Annotated in this window: 18 protein-coding genes; 14 read left to right on the top strand and 4 right to left on the bottom strand. The window is 56.2% G+C overall.

Going from position 1 to position 20,892, the window contains the following annotated elements:
* The first annotated feature begins 9 nt into the window (after positions 1-9).
* The 13 genes from rpsB (at position 10) to lpxB (ending at position 13,274) form a co-directional block, all read left to right on the top strand.
* Positions 10-816, top strand: a complete 807-nt coding sequence (gene rpsB, locus J2X72_RS23295; RefSeq protein ID WP_310075840.1) for a 30S ribosomal protein S2 — start codon at positions 10-12, stop codon at positions 814-816.
* Between the two features lie 118 nt (positions 817-934).
* On the top strand, positions 935-1,858 hold the full coding sequence (gene tsf / locus J2X72_RS23290) for a translation elongation factor Ts (protein ID WP_210003660.1): 924 nt from the start codon (positions 935-937) through the stop codon (positions 1,856-1,858).
* A gap of 87 nt (positions 1,859-1,945) precedes the next feature.
* Entirely contained in the window at positions 1,946-2,668 is a 723-nt protein-coding gene (pyrH, locus tag J2X72_RS23285; protein WP_310075837.1) for a UMP kinase, read from the top strand.
* A 44-nt stretch (positions 2,669-2,712) separates the two neighbouring features.
* A complete protein-coding gene (gene frr, locus J2X72_RS23280; RefSeq protein ID WP_210003661.1) occupies positions 2,713-3,273 on the top strand; it encodes a ribosome recycling factor in 561 nt (186 codons plus the stop codon).
* A 147-nt stretch (positions 3,274-3,420) separates the two neighbouring features.
* Positions 3,421-4,140, top strand: coding sequence for an isoprenyl transferase (locus J2X72_RS23275; RefSeq protein ID WP_210003662.1), 720 nt, complete (start codon positions 3,421-3,423; stop codon positions 4,138-4,140).
* A gap of 37 nt (positions 4,141-4,177) precedes the next feature.
* On the top strand, positions 4,178-5,008 hold the full coding sequence (locus tag J2X72_RS23270) for a phosphatidate cytidylyltransferase (RefSeq protein ID WP_310075835.1): 831 nt from the start codon (positions 4,178-4,180) through the stop codon (positions 5,006-5,008).
* 43 nt (positions 5,009-5,051) lie between these two features.
* Entirely contained in the window at positions 5,052-6,191 is a 1,140-nt protein-coding gene (gene rseP / locus J2X72_RS23265; protein ID WP_310075833.1) for an RIP metalloprotease RseP, read from the top strand.
* A gap of 229 nt (positions 6,192-6,420) precedes the next feature.
* Complete coding sequence (bamA, locus tag J2X72_RS23260) at positions 6,421-8,796, top strand: outer membrane protein assembly factor BamA (RefSeq protein WP_210003665.1); 2,376 nt, start codon at positions 6,421-6,423, stop codon at positions 8,794-8,796.
* A gap of 53 nt (positions 8,797-8,849) precedes the next feature.
* Complete coding sequence (lpxD, locus tag J2X72_RS23255; RefSeq protein WP_310075830.1) at positions 8,850-9,905, top strand: UDP-3-O-(3-hydroxymyristoyl)glucosamine N-acyltransferase; 1,056 nt, start codon at positions 8,850-8,852, stop codon at positions 9,903-9,905.
* Positions 9,898-10,383, top strand: coding sequence for a 3-hydroxyacyl-ACP dehydratase FabZ (fabZ, locus tag J2X72_RS23250; RefSeq protein WP_210003667.1), 486 nt, complete (start codon positions 9,898-9,900; stop codon positions 10,381-10,383). Before lpxD ends, fabZ begins: the two co-directional genes overlap by 8 nt.
* A gap of 8 nt (positions 10,384-10,391) precedes the next feature.
* A complete protein-coding gene (gene lpxA, locus J2X72_RS23245; RefSeq protein WP_310075828.1) occupies positions 10,392-11,219 on the top strand; it encodes an acyl-ACP--UDP-N-acetylglucosamine O-acyltransferase in 828 nt (275 codons plus the stop codon).
* Positions 11,203-12,096 carry a UDP-2,3-diacylglucosamine diphosphatase LpxI domain-containing protein gene (locus J2X72_RS23240; RefSeq protein ID WP_310075827.1) on the top strand — a complete coding sequence of 298 codons (894 nt, stop codon included), beginning with the start codon at positions 11,203-11,205 and terminating at the stop codon, positions 12,094-12,096. Before lpxA ends, J2X72_RS23240 begins: the two co-directional genes overlap by 17 nt.
* On the top strand, positions 12,096-13,274 hold the full coding sequence (lpxB, locus tag J2X72_RS23235; RefSeq protein ID WP_310075825.1) for a lipid-A-disaccharide synthase: 1,179 nt from the start codon (positions 12,096-12,098) through the stop codon (positions 13,272-13,274). The genes J2X72_RS23240 and lpxB overlap by 1 nt, the downstream gene beginning before the upstream one ends.
* A gap of 48 nt (positions 13,275-13,322) precedes the next feature.
* Here lpxB and gltA read toward each other — a convergent pair whose 3' ends face one another.
* Together gltA and gltX are read right to left on the bottom strand one after the other, a co-directional pair.
* A complete protein-coding gene (gltA, locus tag J2X72_RS23230) occupies positions 13,323-14,615 on the bottom strand; it encodes a citrate synthase (protein ID WP_112529278.1) in 1,293 nt (430 codons plus the stop codon).
* 145 nt (positions 14,616-14,760) lie between these two features.
* Positions 14,761-16,188 (bottom strand): glutamate--tRNA ligase, encoded by a 1,428-nt coding sequence (gene gltX, locus J2X72_RS23225; protein WP_310075822.1) that lies wholly within the window; start codon positions 16,186-16,188, stop codon positions 14,761-14,763.
* A 113-nt stretch (positions 16,189-16,301) separates the two neighbouring features.
* Between gltX and J2X72_RS23220 the strand changes: the two genes are divergently transcribed.
* Positions 16,302-18,767 carry a ComEC/Rec2 family competence protein gene (locus tag J2X72_RS23220; protein WP_310075820.1) on the top strand — a complete coding sequence of 822 codons (2,466 nt, stop codon included), beginning with the start codon at positions 16,302-16,304 and terminating at the stop codon, positions 18,765-18,767.
* A 100-nt stretch (positions 18,768-18,867) separates the two neighbouring features.
* Here the strand turns inward: J2X72_RS23220 and lexA are convergent, their stop codons facing one another.
* Both lexA and J2X72_RS23210 read right to left on the bottom strand, forming a co-directional pair.
* Entirely contained in the window at positions 18,868-19,587 is a 720-nt protein-coding gene (gene lexA, locus J2X72_RS23215) for a transcriptional repressor LexA (RefSeq protein WP_310075818.1), read from the bottom strand.
* Positions 19,588-19,706: 119 nt separating this feature from the next.
* The gene (locus J2X72_RS23210; protein ID WP_210003674.1) at positions 19,707-20,735 is read right to left on the bottom strand and encodes a substrate-binding domain-containing protein; all 1,029 of its coding nucleotides are present in this window, start codon (positions 20,733-20,735) and stop codon (positions 19,707-19,709) included.
* Between the last annotated feature and the right edge of the window lie 157 nt (positions 20,736-20,892).

Raw genomic sequence — 20,892 nt, 5'->3', positions numbered from 1 at the left:
ATACAAGAGATGGCATTGCCTGATTTCAGCATGCGTCAGCTCCTAGAAGCTGGCGTTCACTTCGGCCACCAGACACATCGCTGGAACCCGAAAATGGCACCATACATTTATGGTTCCCGTAACAACATTCACATTCTTGACCTGGCCCAGACCTATCCGCTGCTCAATACAGCGCTGAAGAAGGTTTCGGACACCGTAGCCCGTGGCGGTCGCGTTCTGTTCGTTGGTACCAAGCGTCAGGCGTCGGACATCATTGCCGATGCCGCAACCCGCTCGGCCCAGTATTACGTCAATGCCCGCTGGCTCGGCGGCATGATGACCAACTGGAAGACGATCTCGAATTCCATTCAGCGTCTGCGCAAGCTCGATGAACTTCTTTCCGGCGAAGCGCAGGGCTTCACCAAGAAGGAGCGACTGAACCTCGACCGTGAGCGCGAGAAGCTCAACCGCGCACTTGGCGGTATCAAGAACATGGGTTCCGTCCCGGATCTCATCTTCATTATCGACACCAACAAGGAAGCCATCGCCATCCAGGAAGCCAAGCGTCTAGGCATTCCCGTCGTTGCAGTGATCGACAGCAATTGCGATCCGGATCAGATCGATTTCCCGATCCCGGGTAATGATGATGCGTCGCGCGCGATTTCGCTTTATTGCGATCTGATTGCCAAGGCGGCGCTCGATGGCATTCTGCGCCAGCAGGGTTCGCTGGGCATGGACATCGGTGCACAGGAAGAAGCTCCTGTTGAGCCAGCGCTCGAAGCCCCGGCTGAGGCTTCAGCAGAAGCTCCTGCCCAGGAAGGTGAAGCCTCCGCTTGAGGCTTCATACACCCGTCGTATCGGGTGATTAACAATGATTCGATTGGCGCATGACGCGCCGCAAAGTTGGCATGCTGGTTTCTCCAGTATGCCTTCGCTTTGAGAAGAGGCGACTAGAATGAGCATTACTGCTGCACAGGTAAAAGAACTTCGCGAGATCAGCGGCGCCGGCATGATGGACTGCAAGACGGCCCTGACTGAAACCAATGGCGACATGGAGGCCGCTGTCGATTGGCTGCGTGCCAAGGGTATTTCGAAGGCGGACAAGAAGGCTGGACGCACGGCGGCCGAAGGTCTCGTTGGCGTCGCATCGAGCGGCAAGAAGGCTGTCGTTGTCGAGGTGAACTCCGAGACCGATTTCGTAGCCCGCAACGATGCGTTTCAGGACATTGTCCGCAATGTCGCCAATGTGGCATTGACGACGGACGGTACGACCGCTGCCGTTGCCGCTGCGACCTACCCCTCGTCGGGCAAGTCGGTTGTCGATACGATCAAGGACGCCGTTGGCACAATCGGTGAGAACCTTTCATTCCGCCGCTCGGCAGCGCTGACAGTCAATGAAGGCGTTGTCGCAACGTATATTCACAATGCCGTTTCCGACGGTCTCGGCAAGCTCGGCGTTCTGGTAGCGATCGAAACGGCCGGCAATGCAGACGTCGCACAGGCTTTCGGCCGCCAGGTCGCGATGCATGTGGCCGCGACCAACCCGCTTGCCCTGACTGCCGCCGAGGTCGATCCGGCTGCTGTCGAGCGTGAAAAGGCAGTCTTTACCGAGTCGGCCCGTCAATCCGGCAAGCCTGAAAACATCATCGAGAAGATGGTCGAAGGCCGCTTGCGCAAATTCTATGAGGAGGTTGTGCTACTCTCGCAGGCTTTCGTCATCAATCCCGATCTGACCGTCGAGGCTGCTCTCAAAGAAGCGGAAAAGACGATCGGTGCACCGGCAAAAATCACGGCATTCGTCCGTTTCGCCCTTGGCGAAGGCATCGAGAAGGAAGAGACCGACTTTGCGGCGGAAGTTGCCGCAGCTGTGAAGAAGTAATCTTAGCAAACTGAAATCAAAGGGCATCGCGTGACAACGCGATGCCCTTCGTGTATCCGGAATTCGAAACGACATTGAGGAAGGTCCATGGCTGGTACGGCAGTTTACAAACGCGTTGTGCTCAAGGCCTCAGGGGAAGCTCTCATGGGCGATCAGGGCTTCGGTATTGATGTTGCTGTCGCCGATCGAATTGCCAGCGATATTGCCGAAGCTCGTGCACTGGGCGTCCAGGTTGGCGTGGTCATCGGCGGCGGCAATATCTTTCGCGGCGTAGCAGTTGCCTCCAAAGGCGGAGACCGTGTGACCGGCGACCACATGGGCATGCTCGCAACGGTGATCAACTCCCTGGCGCTACGGACTTCACTTGTGAAGATCGGCATCGACACGGTTGTCCTTTCGGCGGTCACCATGCCCGAATTCTGCGAGACATTTTCGCAACGGCTGGCGACCGAGTATATGGACGTGGGCAAGGTTGTGATCTTTGCTGGCGGCACCGGCAATCCGTTCTTTACGACGGACTCCGCCGCCGCCCTGCGTGCAGCGGAGATTGGGGCCGATGCCTTGTTCAAGGGCACCCAAGTCGACGGAATTTATTCGGCCGATCCTAAAAAAGACCCAAATGCTGTGCGGTTTGACCATCTGACCCACAAGGACGTGCTGGATCGCGGGCTCGCAGTGATGGATACTACGGCTGTTGCTCTTGCACGTGAAAATAATATCCCAATAATCGTCTATTCGATCCACGAAAAGGGTGGTTTTGCAGAAGTGCTACAGGGTAGAGGACGCGCAACGGTCGTATCGGACCATTGATTGTTCTGCCCCGGCAGTTCTGCCAAGAATAAGGAGCATTGAGCATGAGTGATGCACTCGATCTTAACGACCTGAAGCGCCGCATGGACGGTGCCATACAGGCGCTGAAACACGATCTTAACGGGCTGCGCACCGGTCGCGCTTCGGCAAGCCTGCTGGAGCCCATCACAGTCGACGCCTATGGTTCGCAGATGCCTCTCAATCAAGTTGCCAATATCACCGTGCCAGAGTCGCGAATGCTTGCAGTATCCGTCTGGGACAAATCGATGGTGGGCAAGGTCGAGCGCGCGATCCGGGAGTCAGGTCTTGGCCTCAACCCGATTACCGACGGCAACAATTTGCGTATTCCGTTGCCAGAACTCAACGAGCAGCGCCGTAAGGAACTGGTCAAGATCGCCCATCAATATGTCGAGCATGCCAAGGTCGCAGCGCGTCACGTTCGCCGCGACGGCATGGACGAATTGAAGAGGTTGGAAAAGGACGGCGATATCAGCCAGGACGACAATCGTGTCCTGTCCGAAAAAGTCCAGAAACTGACAGATGACACCATCACAGAAATGGATAAAGTCGTTGCTGTCAAAGAAGCGGAAATCATGCAGGTTTGAGAAACTTTTGATCACCACTTGATGGATGTGTGTTGCGTTTCCAGTGCTCCGGTTCTCGAATACCAACCCACAGGCCTCATTGGGGGTAAATTCTCAAAAGTGTCCGAACCGACAATAGCGTAATCAGTCCACTGGAGGTCAAAGCCAATGTCCAATCCGCGCCACATTGCCATCATCATGGATGGAAATGGCCGTTGGGCAAAGGCGAGGGGATTGCCGCGAACGGCTGGCCACAAGGCTGGCGTCGATTCGCTGCGTGAGGTGATCCGCGCCGCGGGCAAGATGGATATACCTTACCTGACGCTGTTTGCGTTTTCGTCCGAAAACTGGTCGCGGCCTCGCTCGGAAGTTACCGATCTTATGGGACTTCTGAAACTCTTCATCAGGCGCGATCTCGCTGATCTGCACCGAGAGAATGTGCGGGTGCGGATCATTGGAGAACGGCAGGATCTGGCCAAGGATATTCGCCGCCTTCTCGACGAAGCGGAAACGCTGACGATCAGGAACACAGGGCTTACGCTGGTCATTGCCTTCAACTATGGTTCACGCAATGAAATAACCCGTGCCGTGCAGCGCCTGGTTGCGGACGTTGCGGCAGGTGTTGTGACCCACGGAGACATTACGCCCGAAGCCATATCGGCGCGCCTGGATACGGCCGATATCCCCGATCCCGATCTGATTATCCGGACCAGTGGCGAAATGCGCCTGTCGAATTTCCTTCTGTGGCAGGCAGCCTATTCCGAATTCATGTTCTTGCCCTGCTATTGGCCCGACTTCCGACCTTCCCATTTGGCCGAGGCCATAGAAACTTTCCAGATGCGCGAAAGGCGCTTCGGCGGTGTGACGGCGCAGGAAATCGCCCTGTGACCTTTAAGGCCAATCCGCTGCGGCACACCGGTGCGATATGATCGGAATCGGCGTTAATGGGTTTTCCAATCTCCAAAAACGCATTCTGAGCGCGATTGTCCTTATCGTCATCGCGGTCGTTCTTACCTCGCTAGGCGGATTTGCCTTCGGCATTCTGGCCTGCGCGATAGGCTTGAGCGTCTTTTACGAATGGCAGCTCATCACATTCCAGAGGTCGACATCCGTCACTCGCGGTCTGGCCTGGATTTGCCTTGTCTGTGTGATGGTGGTCCTTCTCTTCACCCAGGATGTCTTGACGATGTTCAGCGTGCTGTTCGCAGGCGCAGCGCTTGTTGCGGCAATCGGCGGGCGTGCAAATGGCTATTGGCCGGCATTCGGCCTCATCTACGCCGGCGTTCCAGCCATCGCGCTGACATTGTTGCGCGGTGACACAGGCGATGGGTTTGCGGCAATCCTGTTCCTGTTTGCCGTCGTCTGGGCGACCGATATCTTTGCGTTTTTCAACGGGCGGGCGCTTGGCGGGCCAAAACTAGCGCCTCGCTTCTCGCCCAACAAGACCTGGTCCGGTGCAATTGGCGGCGCAGCGGCAGGGGTTGCTGCTGGCGTCGGTTTTGCCGCCTTTATCGCGCCGGCGGGCAGCATTTCCGTTCCGCTGATCGCGCTTTTATTGTCGATCGTTGCCCAGATTGGCGATCTTGGCGAATCATGGGTGAAACGTCGATTTGGCATTAAGGACTCCGGCCAGCTCATCCCCGGTCACGGTGGTGTGATGGACCGGGTCGACGGACTTGTAGCTGCTGCAGCATTGCTATACGTCATCGGGGCAATTCTGGTGACACCGGAAACGCCGTACGACATTCTTTTCTAGACGAGCGAACCCACAGGGTCATCTGATTGGCCCGGAGGATATATTGACAGAAACACTGCATACTCTCTTCGGTGCCCAGAGCGTTTTGATCGGAACGATTCTGCCATTCCTGATTGTTCTGACCGTCGTGGTCTTCGTCCACGAAATGGGTCACTACCTTGTGGGACGGTGGTGCGGAATTGGTGTCCAGGCATTCTCCGTGGGCTTCGGGCCAGAGTTGATCGGGTTCACCGATCGCACGGGGACGCGCTGGAAGCTTTCGGCAATTCCGCTCGGCGGGTACGTCAAATTTGCCGGCGACGAGAGCGTATCCAGCTCCGTAGGAACCCCTGCTGCTGCGATGACCCCGGAAGAGCGGGCTGTCGCCTTTCATACCCAACCGGTCTGGAAGCGTGCCGCCACCGTCTTTGCCGGTCCCGCGTTCAACATATTGCTGACGGTTGTAATTTTTTCGGTGTTCTTTTCTCTTTATGGCAAGATGGTCGCAGACCCTATGGTCGCGGAAGTTCGTCCTGGTGGTCCTGCAGCAATTGCCGGATTCCAGCCGGGTGACCGCTTCATCAGCGTAGACGGCGACAAAGTCGAGACCTTTTCGGACGTTCAGCGTCATGTGTCTTCGCGAGCGGGCGACGCCCTGAATTTTGTGGTGGAGCGCAAGGGCCAGGAAATTAAGCTGACCGCGACACCCGAGCTGCTGGAGCAAAAGGATCCGCTCGGAAACACCGTCAAGATCGCAGTGATCGGCGTTGTCAACAATCAGGAGCTGGGGAACTTCCGGCGGATCGAATACGGCCCCGTCGAATCAGTTGTTCAAGCCGTACGTGAGAGCGGGTTTATCATCGCCCGCACCGGTCAGTTTTTCAGCAGATTTTTCGCAGGTCGTGAAGACAAGTGCCAGTTGGGAGGGCCTGTCAAGATCGCCACAATGGCAGGGCAGGCGGCGAGCCAGGGCATTGATTGGCTGATCCAGCTGACGGCCATGCTGTCCATCGGTATCGGCCTTCTCAATTTGTTCCCCTTGCCGCCTCTTGATGGCGGGCATCTGGTCTTCTATGCGGCTGAGGCCGTCATTGGTAGGCCGGTCAGGCCGGTCGTCCAAGAGATTTTCTTTCGCGCCGGTTTCTTTTTAGTCTTAGGATTCATGGGGTTTGTTGTGTTTAACGATCTTTTTGCTTGCCGGTAGCAAACGTTAAACATTGATGAAAATTTGAGGCGCTGGCTGGTCAAGCGATATGATCTGTTTACTATAAGCTTCGATTGGCGTGGCATGGATGCCACGCTTTCTTGTGAAGTAAACAGATTTTAACCGTAAGCCTTGCGTGTATGTAAAAACCGGCTATGACGGTGTGCGAGTAAGTGCTTATTCCGGGGTCTCGCCCGGGGACAACGAGAAACGAAGGTTCATAAGGCCTATGGCGGCAAGTTCAAAATTTGTTGGTGCAGCGTCAGCGCTCGCCATATCAGCGGCTCTTGTGAGTTCGGGTGCAATCGTAACCACGGTAGCAGGCGTAACAGTAGCACAGGCAGCAACAGTAAGCCGTATTGAAGTGCGCGGTAACACACGTGTGGATGCCCAGACGGTTCGCGACAATCTGGGGATCACGCCCGGCAAGCCTTTTTCCAATGCAGACATCGATGCGGCAACCAAGCGCCTGTTCGGCACCGGCCTGTTCAGCGATGTGCGTATCAGCCAGTCAGGTGGTACATTGATCGTTCAGGTCAATGAGCATCAGGTCGTCAACCAGGTCATTTTCCAGGGCAACAAGAAGATCAAGGATCCTGCGCTGCAAAACGCCGTGCAGTTGAAGCCGCGCGCCGCTTTCGACCAGGCGACGCTTGATGCCGATGTCGAGGCTGTACGTGCCGCCTACCGCAATGTCGGCCGCAGCGATGCCACGGTCACCGGCCGGACGATGGATCTGGGCGAAGGTCGCGTCAATGTCGTGTTCGAGATTAATGAAGGCGATCGCACCAAGATTGCCAAGATCAATTTCGTCGGCAATCAGGCTTTTGGTAATCGCCGCCTGAGCGACGTCATCTCGACTAAAAAATCCACTCCGCTTTCCTGGCTGACGCGGAACGACGTTTACAGCGAAGATCGCCTTCGCGCAGACGAGGAAGCGCTTCGCCGGTTCTATTACAACCGCGGTTACGCGGATTTCCGTGTGGTCTCCTCCACGGCTGACCTCGATCCAGCCACCAACGATTACACGATCACCATCACAGTTGAAGAAGGTGAGAAGTACAAGTTCGGCGGCGTTCAGATCGAAAGCTCGGTCGAGGGTGTCGATACCTCGCAGTTGAACGGTCTCGTCAAGACGCGGGAAGGCGATACCTACAACGCCAAGGAAGTCGAAGACTCGATCATCAAGGTTTCCGAGAAGGTTGCGGGCCAGGGCTACGCCTTCGCCAAGGTTGAGCCACGCGGTGATCGCAACTTCGAGAATCATACGATCTCCGTGACTTATGCCATCGATCAAGGCCCGCGCGCCTATGTCGAGCGCATTGAAATCCGCGGCAATGAAAAGACCCGCGACTTCGTCATCCGCCGTGAATTCGATGTCAGTGAAGGCGATGCCTTCAACCAGGTTCTGATCCAGCGCGCCAAGCGCCGACTGGAGGCCTTGCAGTTCTTCCAGACGGTCAACATCTCGACGGCGCCCGGTTCGCAGCCCGATCAGGTTGTGCTTGTCGTTGACGTCATCGAGAAATCGACCGGTGAATTCTCTATCGGTGGTGGTTACACGACAGGTGGTGAAAACCCTGGGCCGACGGTTGAAGCGTCGATCACAGAGCGCAACTTCCTCGGTCGTGGCCAGTACATCCGTATTGCCGCCGGCGGCGGTCTTGACAACAACCGCTCCTATTCACTGTCGTTTACCGAGCCATACTTCCTCGGTCAGCGCATTGCGGCCGGCTTCGATATTTTCAAACGCCAGTCGGGCGTGAACAACAAGTACGAGACGGATTTGACGGGCGGTACCATTCGGTTCGGTCTGCCGATCACCGATGATTTGACTGCCGGCGTTGCCTACAATCTCACCCAAGAAAAGTATGAGATTGACAACGATGCCATGATACCGGGCACGGATATTCCGGATCCAACCGAAATTTCCCAGGCTTTCATCGATGCGGCCGAGGAAAGCCCATGGATCAAGTCTTCGGTCAGCTGGTCGCTTACGTATAATACGATCGACGATACGAAGAACCCGCATGACGGTATCTACGCGAGGTTCAATCAGGAATACGCAGGTATCGGCGGTGACGCCAACTTCCTGAAGACGACGTTCAAGGGTCAGTACTACAAGACGCTGTCCGACGAGATGGATATTGTCGGCTTGGTCGGTGTTGGTGCGGGTTATATCGCTGGCTTCGGCGACGAAGACCTGCGGGTGTTCGATCTGTTCAAGAACAACAGCGAGATGATCCGCGGCTTCAAGTATGCCGGTATCGGTCCACGAGATTTGACGGTGGACGATGACGACGGCAGCTTCCTCGGCGGTACAACCTACTTCAGTGGATCGGTGGAAACGCAATTCCCGATGCCTGTTATTCCGGAAAGCATAGGCATCCGCGGTGCTTTGTTCGCCGATGCGGCCACCCTGTATGGAAACGACCTTTCAGAAGCTGCAGGCACAACCGAAATGGAATGGCGTGCATCGGTCGGTGCCAGTATCATGTGGGCGTCTCCATTCGGTCCGCTACGCTTCGATTATGCTGTGCCGGTCAAAAAGGTTGAAGGCGATCAGGTTCAGAATTTCAACTTCGGCATGTCGAGCAAGTTCTGATAGATTGCTGACCTCCCGGGGGGAGCAAGTTTCCCCGGGGGAGAAAGTAGCCGATGGCCGATCCTATCTTTTATGAGCCACTGTTGGACGTGACAATTGGTCAGATCGCAGGTCTGACCAATGGCGTTCTCGTGGACGGTTCATTGGCAAATCGGCCGGTCAAGCGGTTGGCTTCGCTCTCGGATTCCGGCCCCGATGCGTTGGTATTTGTCGAAAGCAAGAAGCACGCTCTGGATCTCGGTAACCTCAAGGCTGCCGGGGTACTGTGTACCGAGGAACTGAAGGCAAGCGTTCCCAAGAATGTCGCCATTATCGTAACCCGTCATCCGCAGCAGGATTTTGCGGCCATTGGCCGCGCGCTTTACCCCAATGCCGTCAATGCGCATTTGTGGAGTGGACAGACCGGTATATCACCCCATGCGATCGTCCACCCGAGCGCGGAGATTGAAACTGACGTTACGATTGAGCCGGGCGCTATTATCGGCAGCAACGTTTCTGTCGGTTCCGGCACCGTGATCGCCGCCAACGTGGTCGTTGGTAACGGCTGCAAGATTGGTCGGGATTGCTATATCGCTCCGAGTTGCTCGGTTCAGTACGCATTTTTGGGTAATCGCGTCTTACTGCATCCGGGTGTAAGAATTGGCCAGGATGGTTTTGGCTATGTGTCTGGCAGGGCCGGGCTCGACAAGATGCCGCAACTCGGGCGCGTCATTATTCAGGACAACGTCGAAATCGGTGCCAACACAACGGTCGATCGCGGTGCGCTGGCCGACACGACTATCGGTGAAGGCACGAAAATCGATAATCTCGTGCAAATCGCCCACAATGTGCGTATAGGGCGGCATTGCGTTATTGCCGCGCAATGTGGCATTTCGGGCAGTGTGGTCCTTGGTGACATGACGATGCTTGGTGGAAGCGTCGGGATCAAGGATCATGTCAACATCGGTTCACGCGTCGAGATCGCCGCGGCGAGCGGCGTGATGAACGATATACCGGACGGTGAGAGGTGGGCTGGCGCGCCTGCTCAGCCGTTCAAGCAGTGGTTCCGCGAAATCGCGAGCGTGCGTGCGATGACGCGAACCAAGAAGGAGAGCGGTTCAGATGAGTGATAGTGTGAAAGTGGAGAGCCTCGGCGTTGCGGACATCCAGAAACTTCTGGCGAATCTGCCACATCGTTATCCATTTCTGCTGATCGATCGCATCGTCGATATCGACCGCGACGTATCGGCTACCGGCATCAAGAATGTCACCATCAACGAACCGCATTTTGCCGGTCATTTTCCCGAGCTGCCGATCATGCCGGGTGTTTTGATCATTGAGGCCATGGCTCAAACTGCCGGCGCGATCGTTCTGTTTCACAATGGCAGCGGCAAGCCGGGCAAGGTCTTCTTCATGACCATTGATAATGCCAAATTCCGCAAGCCGGTTGTTCCCGGTGACCAACTGAAGCTGCGGGTGACGAAGCTGAAGCAGCGCGGCAGCATCCACAAATATGCTTGTATCGCCGAAGTCGACGGTGTGAAGGTTGCCGAAGCGGAAGTTGCCGCCATGGTCGGCTTTCCCGATGAAGACGAGTCTGGAGTCTGAACCTTTTTATGTCTCGCATTCATCCGACGTCTATTATCGAACAGGGCGCAACAATCGGAGACAGGGTATCTGTCGGACCTTTTTGCCACATTGGATCTGAAGCCGTCATTGGCGATGATGTCGAACTTATCAGCCACGTCGTCATCATGGGGCCGACGACGCTTGGAAGCGGTTCAAAGGTCTATCCCAATGCCGTGCTCGGCGGCGACCCGCAAAATACCAAACACAAAGGCGGCTATACGACACTCGTCATCGGCAAGAACTGTGTGATCCGCGAAGGCGTGACCATGCATCGCGGTACGGATGGCAGCCGTGGCATTACGACGATCGGCGACAATTGCATGTTCCTGGCTTATGCGCATGTCGCGCATGACTGCGTGATTGGCGACAATGTCACCTTCTCCAACAATGTAATGATCGGCGGGCACGTCACGATCGGCAATAATGTCATTATCGGCGGAGGCGCGGGCATTCACCAGTTCGTACGCGTCGGGCATCATGCCTTCATTGGCGGTCTTGCTGCCTTGGCAAAAGATCTCGTTCCGTATGGCATGGCTATCGGCAACCACGCCTATCTCGGTGGGTTGAATATCATCGGGATGAAACGATCGGGGATGGCGCGTCCGGAAATCCACAATCTGCGTCATGCCGTCCGCATGCTGTTCGACCGTACGAAATCGATCAAAAGCCGTGCAGATGATGTGCGCGTGGCATTCCCGGGTTCGCCCGCCGTAGCCGATCTGGTCGATTTCATCACCACTGATACCAAGCGCGCCTATTGTACGCCGCCACTCGATTCCGCAATCGAGATCAGTGACAGTGACGACAACAGCTAAAACATCGCCATCGACCGCTTTGCACCCGCCCATTGCGGGACGGACCGCCATTGTCGCCGGCAATGGCCAGCTTCCTGTCGCGGTGGCCGAAAGTTTGCGGAAGCTTGGCGGCAATCCCTTGATTGTTGCAATCAAAGGCGAGGCAGAACCTGAGCTCTACGCCAGTGAGCACGCGGAAATTTCGATTGTCGAACTCGGCGGCCTCGTGAAGATCCTAAGAGCCGAGGGCATTGCCAATGTTGTCCTCGCGGGCGGCATTCGTCACAGGCCGGAGTTCCGCGCTGCGCTTCGACCGGGAAACGGTAATCTCGTTGCGCTCTATCGTTTCCTGCGGGCATTTCGGCTGGGCGATGACGGCCTGTTGCGCGCCGTCATTGCGACAATAGAATCCTATGGTTTTCGCGTTCTCGGCGCTCATGAAATCGTTCCAGACATCCTTGCGCCGGCTCCAGGCACACTGACGCGCAAGCGTGCTGACCAAGAAAGCGTCGCTAATATGCGTGCCGCCCAGCAGGCTGCAATCACGATCGGCTCGCTTGATATCGGCCAAGCGGCCGTTGCCATCGGCCGGCGCGTCGTGGCGCTGGAGGGCATTGAAGGTACCGATGCCATGCTGCAACGCGTGGCGGAGCTGCGGCATGCCAAGCGTATCAACCGCAAGGGTGGCGTTCTGGTCAAATGCGCCAAGCCGCAACAGGAGGTGCGCGCTGACCTACCGGCCATCGGTGTCAGTACCGTGGAGAACGCAGTTAAGGCAGGGCTCAAGGGCATTGCCATCGAGGCGCGTCGGACCCTGATTCTCGGCTACGGCGAAACCATCGCCGCTGCCAACGAAGCCGGACTATTCATAGAGACCTTTGAGCAGGAACCGTCCTGATGACCGCCGCGACAAAACCGCTGTGCCTTGCTATCGTTACAGGGGAAGAGTCCGGGGATTTGCTGGGTGCCGATCTGGTCCAAGCGCTGCGCCGGCGATATGCAGGGGAGGTGACGCTTACCGGTGTCGGCGGCGAGCACCTTGCCGCACTCGGGCTCGACAGCTTGTTCGATCAGCATGAAATCGCCCTCGTCGGCCTAAGTGCCATTGTAAAAAAGCTGCCGCAACTCATACGCCGGATCTCACAGCTCTCGACGGCAATCGTCGCAGCGAAGCCAGATTGTCTGGTGATAATCGACAGCCCTGATTTTACTCATCGCGTCGCGAGGAAGGTGAGGGCGGCCGATCCGTCAATCCCGATCATCAATTACATCAGTCCGTCGGTATGGGCCTGGAGGCCGGAACGCGCCAAGGCAATGCGCGCTTATATCGATCATGTGCTGGCGATCCTGCCATTCGAAGTGCAGGCCCTGAAGGATCTGAACGGCCCGCCAGCGACCTATGTCGGGCACAGGCTGGTATCGCATGCGCCGTTGCTGGAAGCCGCACGACAAAATCGCGCGCGCGACGCTAGTCTAGGGGACCGCGCCGAGAAGAACCTTGTTGTGTTGCCGGGTTCTCGCCGCTCCGAAATCATCAGTCTTGCGGAACCATTCGGCGAGGCCATCGATCTTTTGGTAAACCGCGGCAATCGCATCAACGTCGTTCTCCCAACCCTGCCGAAGGTCGAGTCGCTTGTCAGGCAATTGACTGCAAGCTGGACAGTGGAGCCTCGTATCGTTGTGGGTGAGACGGAGAGATTGAAAGCATTTGCTGAGGCCGACGCAGCGATTGCAGCATCCGGCACCGTATCGCTGGAACTGGCGCTAGCGCGTATTCCCACGGTCCTTTCCTACAAGCCAGACTGGCTGGCGCGGACATTTATTGCGCCACGGATCAAGGTGTGGAGCGCGGCGCTTCCCAACATCATCGCGGATGAGCCAGTTGTTCCTGAATATTTCAACATTTTTGTCCGGCCCGGCCCCATTGCCCGTCAAATCGAGCAATTGCTGGTTCCGGGTCACCGGCGCGCCGCACAGCTTGAAAGTTTCGACAAGGTTGCGAAGCTGATGCAGACAGACCGGCCCGCCGGGGAGATAGCTGCAGAAAAAGTGCTGGAATTTGCCATCCGCACATGATCCATAAAAAAGGCGCCGGTTCGGCGCCTTTTTTACATATGGTGGTGACTATTTGCGATCTTCGACACTCACATAGTCACGCGGCGTCGCACCGGTATAGAGCTGGCGCGGCCGGCCAATCTTCTGATGCGGGTCTTCGATCATCTCTTTCCACTGGGCAATCCAGCCCACAGTGCGCGCAACAGCGAACAGCACAGTAAACATGGTGGTGGGGAAGCCAAGCGCCTTCAATGTGATACCAGAATAAAAATCGACGTTTGGATAAAGCTTCTTTTCGATGAAATATTCATCTGTTAGCGCAATGCGCTCAAGCTCCATGGCAACGTCAAGCAGCGGATCGTCCTTGATGCCAAGTTCGGCGAGCACTTCGCGCGTCGTCTGCTGCATGATCTTCGCGCGCGGATCGTAATTCTTGTAGACGCGATGACCAAAGCCCATCAGGCGGAATGGATCGTTCTTGTCCTTGGCCCGATTGATGAACTCGGGAATGCGATCCATGGTGCCGATTTCACCGAGCATCTGCAGCGCTGCTTCATTGGCACCGCCATGGGCAGGACCCCAGAGGCAGGCAATGCCAGCAGCGATGCAAGCAAACGGATTGGCGCCCGACGAACCGGCCAGGCGAACTGTGGACGTCGATGCATTCTGCTCGTGATCGGCATGCAGGATGAAAATGCGATCCATTGCACGCGCAAGAACCGGATTTGGCACGTAGTCCTCACAGGGCACAGCGAAGCACATGTGAAGGAAGTTCGTCGCGAAATCGAGATTGTTCTTCGGGTAAACGAAAGGCTGACCGATATGATATTTGTAGGCCATCGCGGCGAGGGTCGGGATCTTCGCAATCATGCGGATCGAAGCGACCATGCGCTGATGCGGATCGGAAATATCGGTCGAGTCGTGATAAAACGCGGACAGGGCGCCGACGCAGCCGACCATGACGGCCATTGGATGCGCATCGCGGCGGAAACCGCTGAAAAAGCGCGACATCTGCTCGTGCACCATCGTGTGCCGGGTTACGCGGAAGTCAAAGTCCGCCTTCTGGCTTTTTGTCGGCAATTCGCCGTAGAGCAACAGATAGCAGGCCTCAAGAAAATCGCCGTGTTCGGCCAGCTGTTCGATCGGGTAACCCCGATGCAGCAAGATGCCTTCGTCGCCATCGATATACGTGATCTGCGACTCGCAAGCAGCAGTGGATGTGAACCCCGGATCATACGTGAAAGCGCCAGTGTTCTTGTATAATGTCCCAATGTCCACGACATCCGGTCCAATGGTCCCCTTTTTGATGGGTAAGGAGAATTCGTGACCATTCAGGTCGATGTTGACGCTGTTTTCAGACATTGCCGTTCCTTTCTTGCTTCGACTTGCGCTGATCGAGCGCAAAAGCATCTACCTCGAATGAGGCCATAATCTTATCTTGTCAGGCACGACACCGTACTCGAAAGGTACGATGTTGCAATGCAAAAATGCGCTCAAATTAGCCGTGCTATTGCCCTTTTGCCTGATCCTCTATGCGGCCAAGGGATTCCTCTCTTCCCAAGACTGCCAATACATCGAAAACACCCGGAGACGTTGCTCTTCCAGTCAAAGCTGCGCGCAAGGGTTGCGCGATTTTACCGAGTTTCAGCCCCGTTTTTTCGGCGTAAGCCCGCACTGCAGCATCGAGCGGCTCAGCGCTCCATTCATCAACCGCGGCAAGGTTCGGAAGTACGCCGGAAAGAATGCTCCGGCCTTCCTCGTTAAGCAAGCCGTAGGCTTTTTCATCAAGTGCAAGCGGCCGCTTTGCGAAAAGATACTTTGCGCTGTCCGCAAGCTCGACCAAGGTCTTCGCGCGCTCCTTCAGGCCCGGCATCGCGGCGAGCAGTTGTTTTTTCTTGTTGTCGTCCAATCGCGACAGCATCTCCGCGCCACCCTCGATTTCCGGCAGTATATCGATCATGGCCTTGACCAGGTCCGCATCGTCCGAGATGCGCATGTAATGGCCGTTGATCGCCTCAAGCTTCTGGAAGTCGAAGCGCGATGCGCCCCGGTTGATGTCCGAGATTTCAAACCACTGGATCATCTGTTCGTCGGACATAATCTCGTCGTCGCCATGGCTCCAGCCGAGACGCACGAGATAATTGCGCAGCGCTGCCGGCAGATAGCCCATGGCGCGATAAGCCTCCACCCCAAGCGCACCATGCCGCTTCGACAGTTTTGCGCCATCCGCGCCGTGAATGAGCGGTATGTGGCCCATTACCGGCACGTCCCAACCCATAGCGTCGTAGATAACCGTCTGTCGTGCCGCATTGGTCAAATGATCGTCGCCACGAATAATATGGGTAACTCCCATGTCATGATCATCTACGACGACAGCGTGCATATAGGTCGGATTGCCATCGGAGCGCAGGATGATGAAATCGTCGAGATCCTTGTTGGGGAACCGGACATCGCCCTGAACCTGGTCGCGAACGAGTGTTTCGCCCGTCTGAGGCGCCTTGATGCGGATGACCGGCTTGATACCTTCGGGTGCTTCCTTAGGATCGCGATCCCGCCAGCGTCCGTCATAACGCGGTGGGCGGCCTTCAGAGCGGGCTTTCTCGCGCATTTCCTCAAGCTCGGCCTGTGAAGCATAACAATAATAGGCCTTACCGCGGGTAACGAGCTCCTCCGCAATTTCCCGGTGGCGCGGCGCGCGCTCATATTGCGACACGGCATCACCGTCCCAATCAAGACCCAGCCATTTCAAACCGTCGAGAATGGCGGTTACGGCAGCTTCCGAAGAGCGTTCTCGATCCGTGTCCTCGATACGCAGCAACATCTTGCCGCCCGTATGCTTGGCATAAAGCCAGTTGAACAGGGCGGTGCGGGCGCCGCCGATATGCAAATAACCGGTTGGGGAGGGTGCGAAACGGGTGACAACGGACGATGACATAAGGTCTCCAGCAGGTGCCCGGCGTATTAGCCGAACGTCCAATCGAATTGATCTGGCGTTCATGTAGCATAGCACCGCTGCTGTGCAAGGGCACTGGCAGAACCGGAAAGCAAATGGAAGGTCCCGCTACCAGAACAAAGACCAGAGAACAGCAGTTTTTTCTCCGTCCCGACAGCGGCGGTTATGAAATCGCGACTCAAACAACGACCATTGAATTAGTCGTTGAAAAGGAAAACTGGCCTGCGAGGCTGCGTGGACTTGGCAATTCTGCACGAACGCAGCTTCAGTCTGTGCATCTTGCGATTCCCAAGGCGTTCAACTGCGAGGTCGATCGCGGTACGCTGTTTCTGTTCTTACCTGTCTTTGCGGGTACTGGCGCACTTTTCTATTTTAATGCGGCTGCCGAACCGAGGCTAAGTGCCATCCTTTCAGGGATGACTTTTCTCACCGGTTGCCATGCCTTGGCGCAGGCACGGCCCATGTTGCGGCTTGTTCTACTATTCGCGATCGCCCTGGTGTCCGGCATGCTTTTCGGCAAAGTTGAAACGATCCGAACCGGAACCCGAATGCTTGGCTCGGAAGTCACGACGCGGATGACGGGCCGCGTCAATGCCATGTCGCGAGACGCAAAGGGTGGATGGCGTCTGACCATGGATGTGATTTCGACAGCACGGCCGGCACTTAAATATGGTCCGGACCGCGTTACTGTCTCGGCAAGATCGGTGCCCCGTGACCTGAAGGTCGGCGATGGTATCAAAGGACTCGTTCACCTGCGGCCGCAGTCAGGTCCGATGCGGCCGGGCAATTATGATTTCGCCTTCAATAGTTACTACAGGGGGGTCGGTGCCAGCGGATTTGTGCTGGGGAAGCTTGAAATAGCGCCTGTGGCTTTAGACACAGGGCCTGTTGCTACAATATTGATGGCGATTGCCAACGTCAGGCAGCAACTCACCCAGCGCATCTTGCATACCATCAGGGGCGAACCCGGTGACATCGCTGCGTCGCTGATCACCGGCCAGCGCGATGGTATCAGCGACGAAACCAACAACGCTTTTCGCTTGAGCGGACTTTCGCATATTCTGTCGATCTCCGGCTTTCACATGGCGCTGGTGGCGGCAACGATCATCGGCTCGCTACGCGCGATCATGGCGTTTTTCCCGGGATTTTCGGCGCGGTTTCCCGTGAAGAAATTCTCGGCGGCGATCGCCTTGGCGGGTTCCGCATTCTATTTGCTGCTGTCGGGCTCCGACGTTGCGGCCCAGCGCAGTTTCGTCATGCTCGCTGTGATGCTCCTGGCGGTGACCGTTGACCGGGCGGCGATATCGATGCGCAATCTCGCCATTGCGGCGTTGGTCACCACGGTGATCTCACCGCACGAAATCCTGGGGCCAAGCTTTCAGATGTCGTATTCGGCGACTGCCGCCTTGATTGCATTTTATAGCTGGTGGTCCCGGCGGCAGGGAAGGCCGGCCTTCCGCAAAGGTGCGTCCGGCCATTTGCTTTTCGCGCTGCCAATAAAGGCCGTGAACCATATCGGCGCGATTGCCATGACATCCCTGGTAGCCGGGACCGCGAACTCAATCTTTGCGGCTTATCATTTCAACAATACGGCACCATTCGGCCTTATCGGCAACGCTCTCGCGCTTCCGGTCGTTTCAGTTTTTGTCATGCCATTTGCCGTGCTCGGCTTGCTAGCCATGCCATTCGATCTTGATTGGCTACCGTTTACGGTCATGGGACGGGGCATCGAGGTCGTCATCGCTCTTGCAAAAATGGTCGCTTCGCGCTCTCCCAGCGGCAATCTCGGCCTTATGCCGCAAAGTACCTTGCTTCTCATGAGCATTGGTCTTGTGATGTTGTTGTTTCTGTCGACGCGTCTTCGACTGTGCGGCATACCGTTGTTGTTGGGCGCAGCCTTGCTGATGGTGCGCGCGCAAGAGCCGCAGATCATTGTTTCAGAGGACGGAAAACTGGTCGCATTGCGCACCGATGACGGCAATCTGTCGGTCAATCGAACATCCGGCAGTGCATTCACTCTAACCAATTGGCAGCAGGGCTATGGAATAAACGAGGTGGTGAAGCCGTTGAAGGCTGGTGCACTTTCCAAAGAAATGCAGTTTGAGTGTTCTGAAAAAGTTTGTACCGCACGCGAGCCCGGTGGATTGATAATTGCCTATACGGACGAAGCTGCGCAGAGGTCATCTGCCTGCCAGGAGGGAGATATAGTTGTTCTGGCTTACGCCGGCGGTACGACGGCATGCGAAGACAAGAACATATTGGTACTTACCAAGCTTGATCTTGCACTGCACGGTGCCGCAGAGATTAATTTAGAATCGCGCGAGCTCATTAGACCACCCAGCGAAAATGACTCACCGGAGGTCAATCTTGCCGAGGCTAACGCTTCTCGCGCCCGGCGCCTTAAGACCGCCACCATCAATTACGCTGTAGGAGCACCGGTCCGGCCGTGGAACGCCTATCGAACCTATTCGCGTGCCGCACGCAACATCGAGGACGACACATCCCGCAAACACGTGAATGCTGATCAGACATTGGGCTGCGAAAAGCCGGGCGATTGTTAGGTCTTGAACTCATAAATCGGGGGAAAGACCCCATCGCGCCTCTCCTCGCATGCTCTCGCCGTTTCGAGCGCCATTTCGATAAGATCTATGAGTTTACGACCTAGTATCGCCGAATAAGACCTACCAGCTTTCCTTGAACCTGAACGCGATCCGGTCCGAAAATCCGGGTCTCATAAGCCGGATTCGCCGCCTCGAGGGCGATCGACGCTCCTTTACGGCGGAAGCGCTTCAGGGTTGCCTCTTCGTCGTCGACCAGTGCGACAACGATCTCGCCCGGATTGGCAGTATCGCCACGCTTGATCACGACCGTATCGCCATCGAAAATCCCAGCCTCGATCATCGAATCGCCTTTGACTTCAAGTGCGTAGTGTTCGCCGCTTCCTATCATGTCCGGGGGCAGGCCGATCATATGGGTCTGGTTTTGGATTGCCGAAATCGGCACACCAGCGGCGATGCGGCCCATGACCGGGATGCTGACGACCGTCGACGCGCTTATCTCGTCGGAGGAACGCGCTTGTGGCCGGGCGGGGGTGACATTTCGGCCAAGGCTTCCCTCGATGACACTCGGGGAGAATTTCCGTTGAGCGTTGAGGCCGGGAGCGATGGAGTCGGGCAGGCGCAAAACCTCCAGCGCTCTCGCACGGTTTGCAAGCCGACGAATGAAGCCCCGCTCTTCGAGAGCAGTGATCAGTCGGTGGATGCCGGATTTCGACGCAAGATCCAATGCATCCTTCATTTCGTCGAACGAAGGTGGGATGCCTGTCTCCTTCAAACGCTCGTGGATGAAGAGCAGAAGTTCATGTTGTTTACGCGTGAGCATCGGCGATCCTTTGCGTGGAATCGGAAAAAAACAAAACCAGAACAAACACTATCTGTTCCAGTTGTGTTCCACAAGGATTAATATGTGGTGTATGGAAGCCGAGAAACGCGGATCAGGTGTTACTTAGCCGGAATAACCGGCGGGCCGCTGGATTGGCGTAGAATGAGCTCAACCGGCCAAACTTCGTGGATGGTCTCCGGCGGTTCGCCATCAAGCAAGCGGACAAGCATTTCTGCAATCCGCGTACCGGCCGTTCTTATCGAAGAACGTGTCGTTGTCATCGCCGGAACCATGTTGCTGGCATTGAGGTAAGGAAAGACGTCATCGTGAGCAATGATCGAAACGTCCTTGCCAAGCTGGTAGCCCTTGGCGCGGATTGCCCGGGAAACGCCCAGGGCTGTCATCATCGACCCAGCGAGAATGGCGGTTGGATGAGGCTTCAGGGACAGGAAACGTTGTGTTTCACGGAAACCGATCTCGTCGGAAAAACAGTCGTGCACGATGAAATGCGGGTCGATCGAAATACCGCGTTCGTTAAGCGCATTACGATAGCCTTCCTCACGGTGCTCCGAGAAGGTGAAGCCCTTGAGACCATCGATCATGGCAATGTGCTTGTGGCCAAGATCGAGCAGATGCGACGTCGCTTGATAGAAGGCACCCTTATTGTCGATATCCAACCAGGCGTGCGGTGCATCTATGTTCGTCCGCCCGTGAAGCACAAAAGGAAATTGCGCTTCGGCAAGCATGGCAACGCGTTCATCGACGAGCGAGGGGTGCGAGACAATCATCGCGTCGACGCGCTTGCTGGAAATCAGACGCCTATAGGCCGAAATCTCATCATTGTTGATCAGGGGGGTGATGAGAAAATCGATTTCGTCACGCGAGAGGCGCTCTGCAAGGCCGGATAAGAATTCGCTGGTATGCGGGCCGAAACGCTCGCTGCTGTGAATAGGCACGACAATTCCAATCGCGCCGACACGTCCCATCGCCAGGCGCCGCGCATTGGCGTTGGCGCTATAACCGAACTTGAGGGCGGCCTTGTTGACCCGCTCCCTTGTTGCCTCGTTGACTTCCGGATAGCCATTGAGTGCGCGGCTAACGGTCGTTTGCGAGAGGCCAAGTTGTTCGGCCAGTTCCTTGAGTTTCATATCAGACGATCCAGGCATTTTTTTATCAGATGAGCTCAACTATAGCGCAGTTTCGAAGCGCTTTGGAAATAATTTCAACTCAAGATGGAAGCGGTTAGAAATTACACACCGCATTATTTGCTGGATCACGGCAGACGTTGCATATTCCAACTTGACA

The sequence above is a fragment of the Phyllobacterium sp. 1468 genome, assembly GCF_031455525.1.
Taxonomy (GTDB): Bacteria; Pseudomonadota; Alphaproteobacteria; order Rhizobiales; family Rhizobiaceae; genus Phyllobacterium.
Note: the sequence above shows the minus strand (reverse complement) of the source record. Positions and strands in the feature narration are given on the sequence as shown.